Here is a 14,085-nt window from a genome sequence, read left to right as displayed (position 1 = left end):
CCGCCCCCCCCCCCCCGCGACAGCCCGGCACCGAAAGGCAATACCGGCGGCCCCCGAAGGCAATATTCAACGGCCCCCGAACTCGCAAATACTCATTCGATCTTGGCGTCCGGAACATCTTCAACGCTGACCTCATTGGGGCCTTTATAGACGACTGCTTTCATTTCTCTTCACTCCTAAAAAATAATGACAGCGGCGGCGGAAAGTCCGTCTTCACTGTCGGAGGTGTGCGAAGGATTAATGCCCGGACAGCCTTGGGCTGCCCCGGGATTCGCTTAATTCAGGTCTACCCCGGTTCCGCTGTGGTGAGCAGGGGTTGACATTCGATCTCTCAACACGGCGAAAACACCAGAGGGGAATGCTGTCGACTTAGTGGATTCATCACGCGCGGTAGCGCTGCGAAAACGGCACTATTTATCGCTGGCATCCTCAACACCCCAAAGCTTGGGAAACAGGCAGACTGTCTTCTTGTGCCGAAACGCTCGCAAACATGTGCTGTAGTCGGCTGCATCAGGTCGGGATGCCCAACGTGGTCGATCCACACGCGCCAGGTCGGAGCGCGCGCGCGGTAATGCTCTTGCCGCCATTGGTCGGCTGAACCCGCCGCAGTTATGGACGGAGATCCGCTATCTCGTGGCCGAGAACCAGTAATCGCCAAGCCATTCGAGAAACAGTTGAGCTGACACGTCAGCGTGTTTGATCTGTACATGGCCAGTACGCCCGAAAAATTCGTCAAATCCGTCCAGTTCGTTCATCGCCCCTTGGGACAGCGGGCGGAACCCCATCGTCCACTGAGGGAACTGACGCTGATCGATGAGTTCCCTACTGAGTACATGAACGTTACGGTGTCGCGGGTCAAGACTGATCGTCCTGTACTTCGTGAGCACCTGTTTCTCCTCGCCTTCGAGGATCTGAATGAACCGTCGCCGGTGGCAAAGAAGTGCACCCGTCAGCCCCAGTCGGGTGTTGTTCGCCCGTGATTGCACGAGTATTGCGACGATATCGTCTTCGGACATTGGCTTCGTTGCGACGCTCACATAGATGATAGACAGCATTAGATTCCCGCTACAATAAGCATAAGAGCAATAATTCGCTATTGAGCGTCGGCCAGCGAAGCCCCAGTCAGAGGGGACTCCTCGATCACCTTGTCCGGACGGAAGTCAGGCGCCCAACCGGCGGGCCGGGGCTGCTTCCCCTTCGATTACGGAATGGTGCTTCGCGACAAGATCGCTTTTCGCCCAATAAGGAAAGCATCGTCGCCTACATCCCTCGGCAAGCCGGGCCAGCACCCGACGGGCCGAGGGATGCAGCGCCGTCGGCACCTCGAGATCCTGCCCGAACATCTCGTCGATCGTCGAGGTAAAAGGGTCCAGCCGCGAAGCCTGTGACACCCGCGGTTCCGGTGCAGGCCGGTCGGCCACCTCAAATGTTTGACGCACGGTTCACCGATGCACCCCATCCTGGCCAGCCAACTCGGGACGAGCAACTCCGGTGGGCTCGTGCGTCACGTCAAACCCTTGCGAACAGCTCCACGCTCTACCTGACCCCGACCCTGACCCGGCCGTCGACCCCAGGCCCCCCTGTCAGCTACGGACACAACCAGGAGCCACGTGTTAACACCACGCTAAGGTGGGGCCACGAAACCGCCATACGGAGCTCAGCAAGTTTGAAGCGAGGCCAAATTCGGTCGCAGTCTTGCCCTCCTGATCGCGGCCAGGCGTGGATCTCGACATCGCCGTTTGCAAACATCCTCTGACCCCGAGTGTGATCGGCTCTCATCATCCATCGCCGGGGAACCCGATCAGACGTTTCGCCACCAGAAACCCCCGAGACACTCAACCGCGATCTCCGGAGCAAATGGGTTGCAATCCGAATCGTTTGGTGTGACCGGCCGAGTTGCGGAGGTGACCGCTTGCCACGGTGATCGGTCGGCTACTACGTCAGGGTTCGATCACTTTCTGGGCGAGGGTTCTGCAGGAGGGGCTCGGGTGAGAGGAACAATCCGTTGGCGCTGTTGGCGGAGTCCATGAGGGTGTCTAGCCAGTCCAGATTTATTGCTGGTATCCGGTTTCCGCAGAAGCGGTAGAACAGAGTGCTGCTCGGATTGAGCCAGATAACGCTCCGTCCCTGGCCATCTTCGGCGGTATTAACCCAGGAGAAAACGAAGCTCTCTCGACGGCTCAGTTTCGCCGTAATCACAATTTGAAGGTGCTGAAGTGTGCGATCTTCGAAGCAGACTTCCATGCTGGAGTTTCCGCAAATCAAAGCACCCATGTTCGTTTCCTGTACTGGAAAGGGTGACACCAGACATCGGCAGACGTGGGCAAGCCTCTTTCTAAGCGCTGACACTACCTCACCCGGAAATCGAGGAGTCACCATACTTTTCGGGGCGCAATAACGTGCCTGGAACACCGGACGGCTCTGCCACCGGACGGCTCTGCCACCGGACGGTTCTGCCCCCGGACGGAGCCTCACACGATGACGTTCAGTTGTTCGAGGGGACTAACTGATCGCATTCGCATTCGTGTTCGAGCGCGAGTGCGTGTTCGTGTTCGTGTTCGTGTATAAGCACTATGAAGCGAGCGAGCGCCTTCAAACCGACCACCTGGTCAGAGGAGGTACCGAGGGTCTGAGGTGCTTTCACTGTCTGCTGTGCTCACCTTCCCACGCGAGTAGCACTCCCCCGCACCGACAAGGCCGACGCGCGACCACGGACTGCCATCCCATGCAAGAAATGCAGCGGTGATCCCACCCGGAACTCTATATCGCTGCTACTCAGTTTGCAGCCCGAACCCAGTGCTGCCCTTCGGGGGACAGCACTGGTGGGTTGATCGTGCGGCAATCGGGGTTCGCCGGATGATCTGGCCAACTCCGGGGGGGGCTAGCTGGGTAAGACTCTAAAGCCTTGTCACCCATTGTGGGGACTTCGCTTTACCCCTTGACAACGCACTGCACAGTCATTCTGTTCGGCAGAGTCTTACATGCCGAGCGAGCGCGGTCAAAGCTTCTGGACGGTGTTAGGCGAAACAGCGGCTGGAGTGACCGATCCGCGGCGTGACCGTCAACGAGACAGATCCGGGATCAATCCACCCCACGTCCGAAAGCACCGATGCTATGTCACTTAGGAACCCTCACCGGACGGTATTTCCCGCCATCGCGAGAGTGCGCTCTACACCAGTTTTCTCACGAATCGGCCGCCCGTAAGCGGGGCGGCACTTCGGGTGGCTGTTAAAATCGGATTGGGAAGCGTGTGGTCCGTTGCGGTGCGGAACAAGGCCGTTGGGGGTGGCCGGAGAACGACGTGTCTACTAAACAATAGATATATTCTCGACGGAATCTGCAGACCCTGATTAGGTCGTATAGCTGTTCCGATCTGAGGTGAGGTGGCTTTTGAACTGTCGTATCCGGGTCGCCTTTTTTGGGGGAAATATTGAAGCCGAGAAAGCAGAGAAAGAAACCGACCAAAAGCTAGCTGCCTAAACTCACGCTGGCCTCATTCGCCTTGACAAATTCCGAGCGGACGGCAGAGAGATAACTGCAACAGCGCAACAGCGCAACAGCGCAATCCATCGCCCGCTGCAATTTCTGCGCAGCCTCGCTGACGCTTGGGTTACAAGAAATCAGCGGGGTCGTCGGCTGATGAACTGGATAAGTGTCGATTCCAACTTGTATGGAATTCCATCGCGTTCCTCGGGCACATGTTCTGCACCAGTGTGGGCATATTCGACGATCCACGACGAGAAGACTTCCTCAAGCAGGGAGTGCACCGTCGTGGAGTCGAGCTCGAACTCCACCAGCGCTGGTCGAATAGTTCCATCAGCAAGTTCCTCAATCCGGTCCGCAAAAATACCCAGCGCTACCAGACCGCCGGGTGCCGTGGCCGCAGCACACCGGTAGAGCAGACCGCGCATTGCCGTAATGCTGCTCACATGTTCCACCGCAGAGAAACCGACGATGAGACCCACCGCCATGCGGGTGTCGAAGGTGAACTTTTCCAGATCACCAACGACCGGTGTCACCATGTCCAAGACACCCGCCGCAGCACAATTGGCTTTCAGGTGGGCTATCGCTGACGGGATCACATCGACAGCGACCACCTGTGACCCGGCAGCCAGGCCCCGAGCCATAGGAATCGTGTGACGGCCAACACCGGCACCTAAGTCGAATGCCCGAATTGGGTTGGCTCCGCCACAGAGCGTTAAAGCCTTCAGGACCAATTGATCTGGCTCTAACAGCCAAGAATCGGCGGCCCCGAGAGGAGTCGATTCGTAAAAGTCCTCGTGATAGCGAAGAGTTTCCGCCCGACCCTGAGCGAACGCCAAATCAGTAATGAGATCTGGCAAGCGACGAGCTGATGCCGCTACCATCCATCACTCCCATTGGCGGTGTGGGAGATCCCCGCAATTTTGACCCTGCTCACTCTGACGGCCACGACTGTCCTTCGATATCGGCAGCGCGCAGGGTCGCGCATATTCACGCGCTCGACCGGTCTGTGAGGCCTCTGGCCAAAATCATAACGAGCACGATTATCAGCAATGTGCCGATATAGCTCAAGACGCTTAAAGATTGCACCAGATGACCGATTAGCAGCAGCACTGCTGCGATCACGCCAACGATGATCGGCAGGAATTTCATGTTTTCTCCAGTCGGTGAATGACCGCCGCCGGGATCTGGAGCAACACTTTCAACCTACCTGTGCCCCGCAGATGCGGTCAAGTACCCCACTGGTCAAGTACCCCACTGAGCGAAAGGCCACCAAGACCAACTCCGCACAACACACGCTGGTCACTCGACATACCCGCCCGCAGTGGGAACAGTCGGCGAGATCGGAGCGTTTCACCGTTTCCCGCGACATTTCAAGCTTTGCTCTGAGAGTGCAAGAAATGTAGACGCGCACGGGGCGTTTTGCACCACAAAATGGGCACCTTGCCCGCCGGGCAACGCCGTGCGGCATCCGGACCATCAAAACTTGGACGGGAATCTGACCCCAGCATCAAGCCTGCACGTCAAGCCCCCAAGTCAAACCTGCACATCAAGCGCCCAGGTCAGGCCTGCACATCAGGCCTGCACGTCTCCGCGCCATCCGCCATCGACAGTTCCCTTCGCTTCGATGAATTCCTTAAAGTTCGCCAGGTCTTTCTTGATGGCATGATTATCGACACCGAGAGCGGCCCCGGCTTTCTCCATCAGCCCGGTGGCTTCCCAGTCGAGTTGCACCGTCACACGCGTTTCGTTCTCCGCTAACTTATGGAACGTGACCACTCCCCCGTGGTCGACCTGGCCGCCGGTACTGTTCCAAGCGACACGTTCGTCCGGATGCTGCTCGGTTATCTGAGCCTCAAACTCACGCTCCACACCGCCGATTTTGACCTTCCAGTCGGTGAGGGTGTCGGTCACCTGCGTGATGGATTCGACGAAGCTCAAAAACTTCGGAAACTCCTCGAATTGTGTCCACTGGTTATAAGCGACGGTGACGGGAACGTTAACATCGACAGTCTCGATAGCGTTGGGCATGATGATCTCCAAGTGCTAATTCAACGGATGGGCCAGTTGCTGACTCCCTTTTCACACTACCGAGGGCTGACCCAAGGTCAACCCGGCTGAGAAAAAGCTGGCAGGCAGCCTAAAGCTACCCATGCTCGAAACCCCAGCAGTGCAAACGAGCGCTCGGCCCTTCGAACGAATTTGGACGCCGACCGACAGGTCAAGCTGATAGGAATTACTCATCTAGTCGCAAACGTGAAGTCCTTTTTTAGGACTGGGCCCAAACGCTCACATTCGGACTCACACTCCGACTCCGACTTCGGCTCCAGCTCCAGCTCCCGCTCCAGCTCCCGCCGATGTAAGCTTGCGCCACGTTGCTCCAGAACTCGGCGATGACAACCGCCCCCACGTCCTGGAGAAAAACTGATGATCGATTCTTCCGCACCGCAACCGGCAACCGAAGGTACCATTCGACCTGTCGACCCAGGCGACATCGACCTTGGCGATACTCAGTCGATCGATATCACTCCGTTCCTCAGCGCCGATTCCACGAACCTCCACCAAATCGAAGCATGACAACCAACATCGCATCCGGATCCGCGTGGGACTCTGCGTCTGCGTCTGCGCTATCCCCGGTGGTAACAGGTGTCCCCAAGCAGCTTCCCAGGCCGATGTCGTACGCCGTGACAAAGGCCATCTAAAGCCATGCATGGCGTGAATTCGCAAGACAACCATTCCACAACTCCGCTTCGTGGCGAGGGAAGCACGCCCCTGCGGTGGTGATGCTTCATTTTCCGAAACTGGCCTCACAACCTCGACTACGGTGGAAAAGGTGAACTCAGATAAAAATATCCCTGGATTCGAATATCCGGATGAACCGTTCGATGAGAACGAACTTGTCACCAACGATGCGGTCGGAGGCGAACCGGTCAAGCCGACTGGTCATTACGCCGGACCCGAGGGGTCAGAACCCCTCGAAGCGACTCCCGAGTACGAGGAACACGCACCCAATTCGGAAGATGGCCCAACCGATCTGGACGGTCAATAACCGCAACGGAAGCGGCACTGCGTCCGACTCAACCCGCGACCTGAGCCAATATTAACTAATTCAGCAACGGAACTAAGGGTCGGTTTTAGGGACCGCGACGGTCGTTGTTGATGGACGTACCGTTCACACTCGCTGGGTGTCACCGACGGCTCGGCAGAACCGTACGCCCCCTCGTGTCACGCCCTCCTTCTCAGTCCCGCGTTCTCCCGCTCCCGCATCGAAAGGCCTGCCCGTGCCCACCCTCTGGAACGAAGTCTCCCTCGGTCGAATCACCTTGCCCCACCGTCTTGCAATGGCACCGATGACGCGAAGTCGCGCGTTAGCCGACGGAAGCCCTACTCCGCTCATGGCTGAGTACTACACCCAGCGAGCCTCGATGGGCTTACTCATTACCGAAGGCACTCAGCCCTCGGACGACGGTCAGGGGTACCTATTGACCCCGGGCATCTACCGGCCCGAACACGTGGCGGCATGGCGCCTAGTCACCGATGCTGTGCATGAAGCCGGGGCTCACATGTTCCTGCAGTTGATGCACGTCGGCCGCAACGCACACCCCGACAACACCCCCCACCACCGGCCCGCCCTAGCCCCATCGGCAATCGCCCCAGGCACCGAAATATTCACAGCCACCGGAATGCAACTCTCACCCCCACCGCGCGAAATGACCAGCGACGACATCGCAACGACCATCAGCGACTTCCAGCACGCGGCCAAAAATGCTATCGAGGCCGGTGCAGATGGTGTCGAGCTGCATGGCGCCAATGGATACCTGCTGCACCAATTCCTGTCACCAAACGCCAACCATCGAAGCGACCAGTACGGAGGCTCCACCGAAAACCGGTCGCGTTTCGTCATTGAGGTCGCCGCTGCCGTGGCCGAAGAGATCGGCGCTGACCGCGTCGGTATCCGATTCTCACCCGGGCAGGCCACCGGCGGCATCGACGAAGGGAACACCGTCGCGGAGCAATATCATCACCTTGTCGCCGCGCTTGAACCCTTGGGCTTGGCATACCTGCATCTTGTGCAGATCGGGGACGAAGAACTGCTGCGCGATATTCGCCACACGTGGAGTAGCGCCTTGCTTGTCCACCGTCCCGGTCGGGACCTCGACTCTCTCAGCGATGATGTTGAGACAGGCACAGCTGACGTTGTCCCCGTCGGGCGTTGGGCCCTAGCAAACCCCGACTTTAGTGAACGCCTCCGCCATAACGCACCACTCAACGATGCGGACCCAAGCACTTTTTACGGTGGGGGCGCGGCAGGTTACACCGACTACCCCACACTGACCAGCCCCGCGCAGAAATAACAAAAAAAGCCGTAACAGCACAAACACCACACCTGACGCCGAATACTGAACCGTACCTGATTTCGTGCCGCTTTCGTTCTGGGGAATGACAGCGGATTACGATCGACGCGGCCCTGCTCAGGCATTCAAGCGTTCATCGCGTCCATGAAAGGAAGATCGAATCCGAACTCGGACAAACATGGCGCCCGTAAGCCGGACCACCTGAGGAACTATCTGCGGAAACCCGCACCTTTGCGCGGATGTGTGCGTCGCTGAGTGAAGAAGCCGAAGCGATCGGCTGGTACGTGCAGCGAATCTCCGTTGAGCCTGATGTTGAAGCGCGCGCCATCATGTAGGACTCGATGGGAGAGGAGTTCAAACAGTTCAGCATGGAGCTCGAGTTCCTGCTGCGACGCACACCCGAAGTGGCGAGAAACAGCCGAAGGCATCCTGTTTAAGACCGATGACATCGTGAAACGGGGCGAAGCCGCGGAAGAAGCTGCTTCGGGCTGAATCACTAGTGGCGACGCGGCTGACCCTCCGAGAGATCTCCGCACCGCGATCCCCCCTGCCGGCTGATCAAATCGTTGAACGGACGTCATAGGCACTGTCGTGTGGGCCGCTCGATGGCATCGTCTGAGCATGGGAAGGTCGATCGAGGGTGTGAGCGGGGAGGTGATAACGACGATTTCGCGGAAGCAAGGTGGTGGCGAGGTATGTTTTGCCGCCGCGTCCGAGGATGAGACCATCCGTCCCGACCTGGGTGAAGCGGAGGCCGGTGCGTCCGACCAGAGCATCCGGTCGTATCGACCGTTCATCGTCCGCTCGATCATCGGTCACGATCGCGTCTGACCATCCCCCCTGACTATTGCCCAACGCAGGGTTGCAGTGGCCGGTAGGCGCACCGCAACAAGGAGTTCGCTTCGACTATGAGGTCCTCCACCCATTCCCGGTTCCGTGCCGGGGGTCTGCCTTTCGGTGAAAACAAACCTCACCGGGATCTCTGCCGTCAACCACATCGAACTGTGTTCGCTCCCGTTGGCTGTGCCGTGGTCCCAGGAGAAGGCGAATGATTCGTGACGACGAAACTTGGTGAAGATCCCCACTTTGAGGTGGGCGAGCGCCCGGTCGTCGAAGTCGATGAAGGGTAATGAATCACCGTACAGAAGCTGACCCATGCTGATGCCCTTTCTGCTCGCGTGGTTCAATCTCTGCGATCCAGGTCGCGATGACGTGATCGAGTTCGGCAGAGAACTTCCGTTCGGACGGCCCCGACGCCGAGTGCGGCGGAGCAGTTCGGAGCGATAAGCCCCGCTCCAACTCCCGCACCGGAACGATCGCAGTCACGAGGGCACGGGCACGGGCACGGGAGAAGCGGGCGCGTTCCCCCGGGCAAGGTGGGCGACGGCTTCGCGCAGCGTTGTATGGGTGGTCCAGCGGAATCCGCCGCCGACTTCCATGACTTCGAAATCATGGTCGCGCTCTTCCACACAAGCGAGCACACGACCAGGGTCCACCACGTCGGGGTCCCTCCGCACAAGCCAACCATGGCCGGCAACCTGGGTTATGGACATGTCGTGCGCACGACAAAAGTCGATTGCGCCGACCAGGAAATCGCTCCGACGCGCGTCTGCGCCCGGATCGTCGAGGTGGGGATGGAGTTCAGTGACCAACATCGGTGCTCCTCACGTAGCGGCGGATAAACCACTGCCGGGGACACGAGCAACGTTTCTGACTTTACGTGTTCGACACTTCCCCGTCAATGCAAGCCGGGCATGGTGACTGCTGCCCGTGGTTTGGGTTCGCGCTTAGGCTCCCGCAATGCCTTTCAGAGGGACGAGGGTTCCGAGCCCGAGGGTGCGGTCGATGACGGCAGTGGCCACTTTGGTCAAAGAGAGGTTGTTGTTGCGGGAGCACTTCCGTAAGGTCGCGAACGCTTCATCCATCGTCATCTCGCCGCTTTCCGAAATGACGCCCTTGGCTTGCTCGATCAGAATTCGGGAATTGAGGGCGTGTTGCATGCACGGACTTGAAGCCCCGCCTGGCGTTACTGGCCCTGTTTTCGGTCGGCGTTAACAATGGTGGCCTTTTCTTCTTCCCTGTGGACCTCATCCTTATCCGGACATGTGGCGCAGGTACTCTCGGGCTGGTGCAAAGAGGCGCGATGCCAACGCTGTGTCTACAGCGATCCGGATAACACTCATCTCGAAAGCCATCCCATGAGCGCACCAAACGCAGTGACAACCAAGTCCCCGTCTCGTGACCTCTCGGTTGTGAGCCCTCCTATTCGCCGGGCTTACGCGATCTTTATTGGGTTCACCGTTCTGTTCATTTTTCTGCAGTCGGTAACCGCGGGCAACTTCATCAAAAACGGTATCCCGGGCAGTGGCAAAGAGATTTGGACCACTATCCACGGTCTCCTCGCGTATCCGACCATGGTATTCGCACTCGGCTCCACGGTGATCGCTATCCACGGGCTGCGAGGGATACGGGGACTTGTCCCCCTCACTGGGATTCTTTTCCTCGCCACCGTAGCCCAATGGCTTTCCGGACACATGATCTCCACCCTCGGGCTTGACTGGGTCACTCCCTACCATGTCGTTTTGGCGTTTGTCATCTACGGCCTAGCGATAGTGCTCTCGGTCCGATCCGCTTCCCTTCGCCACAGAGAAAACAGCACCGGGCAACGCAAGTAAAAAATGGATCAGGGACTGCCCGACCTGCGAGGAGCTCTCCCCACGCCCAGTCCAGCGAGGCCTTCGGGTAACAACCGAACCGCTTCATCAACTGATGATCAATGGTCAAACCCTCGCATTTATTGGTATCGCAATGCCATCCAACCTGTTCGGCTGATGGGTGAGTTGCTCCCCGAAATCGCCGCGTTTTTGGGCAGCATGGTGCTGTGGGGGAAAGCACTGATAGACGATCTGTTCCATCCATTTTGTCCACGTCGCAGATCACGGTAAACGAGACCCCGCCACGGCGGTGAGCGTAGCGTGGAGATATGACACCTGCAGCGCTTCTCATCGATTCGTTCACCCGCATCCCACCGATCATCGGTAAAGCCATCGCGGACCTCAGCTCCGAGCAACTTGCCTACAGTCCGGCACCTGGAACGAACACGATCGCTTGGCTCGCCTGGCACACCGCCCGTGGGCAGGATGTTCAGATCGCCGACCTTGCCGACAGCGAGCAAATCTGGACGGCATCAGGCTGGTACGGCCGCTTCGCACTACCGTTCGGGCCGGACGAAATGGGATACGGGATGAATCAAGACGAAGTCACCCGGGTGATCACCACCGAAGCGCTGCTGAACGGGTACCTCAGCGCGGTGACCGAGGCATCGATCGCGTTCCTAGGCGGGCTCTCCGCAGAAAATTTAGACGAGGTCATCGACCCGAACTGGAACCCACCTGTCACACGCGGCGCTCGCCTCGTGAGCGTCATCAACGACTGCCTGCAACACGCCGGGCAAGCGTCATACGCGCGCGGAATACTTGACCGCACCTAGAAAGAGCACCGCCCGGCCGCCATCCGAGGCCCGTACCGGTCGCCTATGGATAACGATCCACCCCACCCCGAAGCAACAAAAGGACGATCTCGGGCCGAATTTGAAAGCACTTTCAGAGGTCGAATCGAGGGTGCTTCGCGACTTCTGGGATACCCGCAAGCGGAATGTCTTGCGAACGAATCGAATCCGAGTCGGATGTTCGCGGCATCTGCTTTTGTCAGCGCAAGCGCGACGATACTGAAAGCTTCGCTTCTTTCGAACGTTACGCGGTCTTAGTATAAGGAAATGCCCGAGCGACGAAGAACATTCAGCTGGAAAGTCACGCGCCTGCTCTTCTCCAGCGGAACGATGGCGATCTTTTTCGGACTCGCTCGACTTGGCGCTTCGTCTGAACCCTATCTTTGGATCCTCATCATCGTCGGCATCGCTCTCGTCGCTGTATCCACACGCGGCCCTTGGGACAGTGATGCGAGCGGAAGGAACCGCTCGGTCCTCGGATTTCACGCTCGCCCAGAAAAAAGCAAATAACCTCAAAGCTCTGAGAGATCAGTGCACCGACCGTTCTCAAGCACGGCGATCGATGGCCTGGAATTACGGCCCGGTAGCCAACCTTTACCGCGACAGGTCCTCATTCACACGAAATCTGTACGCGGGTCGCGATTAGGACGCCCACAGCTGGGACTGACTCCAGTTCTCTGGAGCGCCGAGATGACTTATCGGCAAGGTGGGCACGTCCGGGTAATTCCGGACGACGGCTGACAACAATCGTTGGTTCCCAATCGCCTGTGCCCTTAGCAGGTGCTGGATCATGCTGAGTTGTCCGAACGTTCGAGTGAACGGTCCACCCGCATCGAGGTCGGGATACTTGCCGGGGATCGGAAGTTTCGGTGCAATCGCAAACACTCGGTTGAAGAGACGGCCGTGATGAGCCGAGACGTTGCGCACGATGTTGAGCGACTTCAACCACGACTCCATCTGCGGTGCCGTCAACCCGAAGGCCGCAGCGACCTTGTCCTGCGCGCCTCTCGGAGCGAATCCGAAAAGGCGGGTGAGTCCGCCCCAATCCAGGAGCTCAACGGCCGCCCACACTGGCAGTGTTCCGCCATGCTTCGCGTGGTGGTGCTCTACGAAGTCCTCGCGCGACTCGCGAGGGATCACTTCAGCTGCGATCGTGCTGATGTTTGGAGCATCCCGCAGTCCGGAGATGGCAGCATTCTTCGGTCTATTCGAACGCGCTTTCTACATCACCACGATCATCTGGATCGGCACCGTGACCGTGACCGTATTCACCCTCCGGTTACGAGCGCCTCAGTCCGCCCAGTGCCCTTGCGTGAATAATGCGGTGTTCACCAACAAGAGCAGTACGCCCACGCTTACGCCGGTCCAGTACACCCACCGCCACCGAGGGAAGGTGAGGGTCGTCGCGAGCAGAATTGGGATGGGGAAAAGCACCACACTTGTGCGGGCGAGCGATAAGTAGCTTGAACTTGTCATGAGACTCAGCAAGGTCAAGCCCACCAACACCGCTTCAGCCCACAGTCGGCGACGAACAAGAAGCACACAGGCCAGCACGAGTAATACTGCGAAAACGATCTCAAGCCACGCCTGCATCCTGCCGTCGAACTTGGGCAGTGTCAGCGCGTAAGTGAGTGTCTCGGAGAAAGTCGCCCACGGCAGACGGGTGGTGCGATCCCATCCGAGTGTCTCGGCCGTGCTCCAAGCGAACAAGTTGCCGGTGCGCACCCACAGATACAGAAAATACAGTCCGGTGCCCGAGAAACCGATAGCGGCCAGCCCGATTGCGCCACCACGGTAGTTCAGCCCCCGGGCCTGACGACTGCGGATGTAAAGCACGACGAGGGCTGCGACCAGGAACAGCCCATTGATCCGGGTAAGCGAGGCGGCTGCCGCAAGAATCCCGCCCCACATCCAGGACCCACGGCCGGCAAGCAGCCAAGCGCCGATCGCGAATGTGAGAAAGAGTGATTCAGAATATGAGGCGATAAGAAACAGTGAATAAGGTCCGGCGAGGAACAACACCGTGGCCGCGACCGCGATCCGCCGCCCGTGAGACTGCCAGACGAGATGCCAGAACAGCACCGTTGCGACGAGGGAACCAATCGCAGCCACAATCGACAGACCAACCTGGATCTGCGCGATCGAGGGGTGAGCCCCGCCGAATCCCAAGGCGACAATACGAGCGGCGGCGGGATACCCGGGAAAGAATGCCTGCCAGGTGGTGAGCGATCCACTACCGAAGTAGCCGCGGTTGGCGATGTGCGCGAAGTAAACACTGTCCCAGTGATAGAAAAGCATGAACGGCCAATTCGGGCGACCCAGCATCCGCCATCCACCGCCGGACGTAAACATCACCCCGACCGCCCAGCTGACCAAGACGATGCGGGCCAGTAACCAGAGCAGCACCGGTGTGCGGAATCGACCGGCCCGCGCGACAAATGCGACGAACACCAGTGGCGGCCTGGGCGAGTCCCGTGCGGCGGGCTGAGTCGGACCGGTCACCTGACCGACCGTACCTGCTCCAGACCAAGAGAACACACAGAGTACCGCTGGGATCACCCATTATTGGAGGAGTCTCAGTCCAGGCCGCCGACAATGGGACAGTGCTCCTCTCACCAGTGCTCTCCCATACAGCGGTAGTCGGTAACGACCGGCGTCGGCTTTTGCACATCGCGGTAATCCTCGGCATCCTGGGCACTGCGATATCGGTGACCGGCTCGTGGATTCCGTCGTTGTGGG

At 58.7% G+C, this 14,085-nt stretch carries 17 protein-coding genes; 6 read left to right on the top strand and 11 right to left on the bottom strand.

All coding sequences use genetic code 11. From position 1 onward, the window contains the following. Window positions 1-626: 626 nt before the first annotated feature. From RCH11_RS17805 to RCH11_RS17780, 6 genes are all read right to left on the bottom strand, one after another. Complete coding sequence (locus tag RCH11_RS17805) at window positions 627-1,055, bottom strand: BLUF domain-containing protein (RefSeq protein ID WP_327058364.1); 429 nt, start codon at window positions 1,053-1,055, stop codon at window positions 627-629. Between the two features lie 105 nt (window positions 1,056-1,160). After that, a complete protein-coding gene (locus tag RCH11_RS17800; protein ID WP_327058363.1) occupies window positions 1,161-1,391 on the bottom strand; it encodes a hypothetical protein in 231 nt (76 codons plus the stop codon). Window positions 1,392-1,935: 544 nt separating this feature from the next. After that, entirely contained in the window at window positions 1,936-2,274 is a 339-nt protein-coding gene (locus tag RCH11_RS17795) for a DUF7882 family protein (protein WP_327058362.1), read from the bottom strand. Window positions 2,275-3,620: 1,346 nt separating this feature from the next. Next, window positions 3,621-4,343, bottom strand: coding sequence for a class I SAM-dependent methyltransferase (locus tag RCH11_RS17790; protein ID WP_327058361.1), 723 nt, complete (start codon window positions 4,341-4,343; stop codon window positions 3,621-3,623). Window positions 4,344-4,473: 130 nt separating this feature from the next. Then, entirely contained in the window at window positions 4,474-4,635 is a 162-nt protein-coding gene (locus RCH11_RS17785) for a hypothetical protein (RefSeq protein WP_327058360.1), read from the bottom strand. A gap of 423 nt (window positions 4,636-5,058) precedes the next feature. Continuing rightward, window positions 5,059-5,514: an SRPBCC family protein gene (locus RCH11_RS17780; protein WP_327058359.1), complete on the bottom strand. Its 456-nt coding sequence runs from the start codon at window positions 5,512-5,514 to the stop codon at window positions 5,059-5,061. Window positions 5,515-6,316: 802 nt separating this feature from the next. Here RCH11_RS17780 and RCH11_RS17775 point away from each other — a divergent pair. The 4 genes from RCH11_RS17775 (at window position 6,317) to RCH11_RS17765 (ending at window position 8,669) form a co-directional block, all read left to right on the top strand. Then, window positions 6,317-6,532, top strand: a complete 216-nt coding sequence (locus RCH11_RS17775) for a hypothetical protein (RefSeq protein ID WP_327058358.1) — start codon at window positions 6,317-6,319, stop codon at window positions 6,530-6,532. A 232-nt stretch (window positions 6,533-6,764) separates the two neighbouring features. Continuing rightward, window positions 6,765-7,838 carry an alkene reductase gene (locus RCH11_RS17770; RefSeq protein ID WP_327058357.1) on the top strand — a complete coding sequence of 358 codons (1,074 nt, stop codon included), beginning with the start codon at window positions 6,765-6,767 and terminating at the stop codon, window positions 7,836-7,838. A 239-nt stretch (window positions 7,839-8,077) separates the two neighbouring features. Then, window positions 8,078-8,173, top strand: coding sequence for a hypothetical protein (locus tag RCH11_RS18265; RefSeq protein WP_442789065.1), 96 nt, complete (start codon window positions 8,078-8,080; stop codon window positions 8,171-8,173). Between the two features lie 286 nt (window positions 8,174-8,459). Continuing rightward, window positions 8,460-8,669, top strand: a complete 210-nt coding sequence (locus RCH11_RS17765; RefSeq protein WP_327058356.1) for a hypothetical protein — start codon at window positions 8,460-8,462, stop codon at window positions 8,667-8,669. Here RCH11_RS17765 and RCH11_RS17760 read toward each other — a convergent pair. From RCH11_RS17760 to RCH11_RS17750, 3 genes are all read right to left on the bottom strand, one after another. Beyond that, complete coding sequence (locus tag RCH11_RS17760; protein WP_327058355.1) at window positions 8,654-8,995, bottom strand: DUF7882 family protein; 342 nt, start codon at window positions 8,993-8,995, stop codon at window positions 8,654-8,656. The genes RCH11_RS17765 and RCH11_RS17760 overlap by 16 nt on opposite strands. A gap of 165 nt (window positions 8,996-9,160) precedes the next feature. Further along, the gene (locus RCH11_RS17755) at window positions 9,161-9,493 is read right to left on the bottom strand and encodes a hypothetical protein (protein WP_327058354.1); all 333 of its coding nucleotides are present in this window, start codon (window positions 9,491-9,493) and stop codon (window positions 9,161-9,163) included. A gap of 132 nt (window positions 9,494-9,625) precedes the next feature. Continuing rightward, a complete protein-coding gene (locus tag RCH11_RS17750) occupies window positions 9,626-9,838 on the bottom strand; it encodes an ANTAR domain-containing protein (RefSeq protein ID WP_327058353.1) in 213 nt (70 codons plus the stop codon). Window positions 9,839-10,090: 252 nt separating this feature from the next. Between RCH11_RS17750 and RCH11_RS17745 the strand changes: the two genes are divergently transcribed. Further along, on the top strand, window positions 10,091-10,513 hold the full coding sequence (locus RCH11_RS17745; protein ID WP_327058352.1) for a hypothetical protein: 423 nt from the start codon (window positions 10,091-10,093) through the stop codon (window positions 10,511-10,513). Window positions 10,514-10,821: 308 nt separating this feature from the next. Then, a complete protein-coding gene (locus RCH11_RS17740; RefSeq protein WP_327058351.1) occupies window positions 10,822-11,328 on the top strand; it encodes a mycothiol transferase in 507 nt (168 codons plus the stop codon). Between the two features lie 660 nt (window positions 11,329-11,988). Here RCH11_RS17740 and RCH11_RS17735 read toward each other — a convergent pair. Both RCH11_RS17735 and RCH11_RS17730 read right to left on the bottom strand, forming a co-directional pair. After that, window positions 11,989-12,498 (bottom strand): Abi family protein, encoded by a 510-nt coding sequence (locus RCH11_RS17735; protein ID WP_327058365.1) that lies wholly within the window; start codon window positions 12,496-12,498, stop codon window positions 11,989-11,991. 138 nt (window positions 12,499-12,636) lie between these two features. Beyond that, window positions 12,637-13,848 (bottom strand): mannosyltransferase family protein, encoded by a 1,212-nt coding sequence (locus RCH11_RS17730; RefSeq protein ID WP_327058350.1) that lies wholly within the window; start codon window positions 13,846-13,848, stop codon window positions 12,637-12,639. Between the last annotated feature and the right edge of the window lie 237 nt (window positions 13,849-14,085).

This window comes from Glaciihabitans sp. GrIS 2.15, from assembly GCF_035984695.1.
GTDB lineage: Bacteria > Actinomycetota > Actinomycetes > Actinomycetales > Microbacteriaceae > Lacisediminihabitans.
The sequence above is the reverse complement of the archived record's forward strand: the minus strand, read 5'-3'. Positions and strand labels throughout refer to the sequence as shown.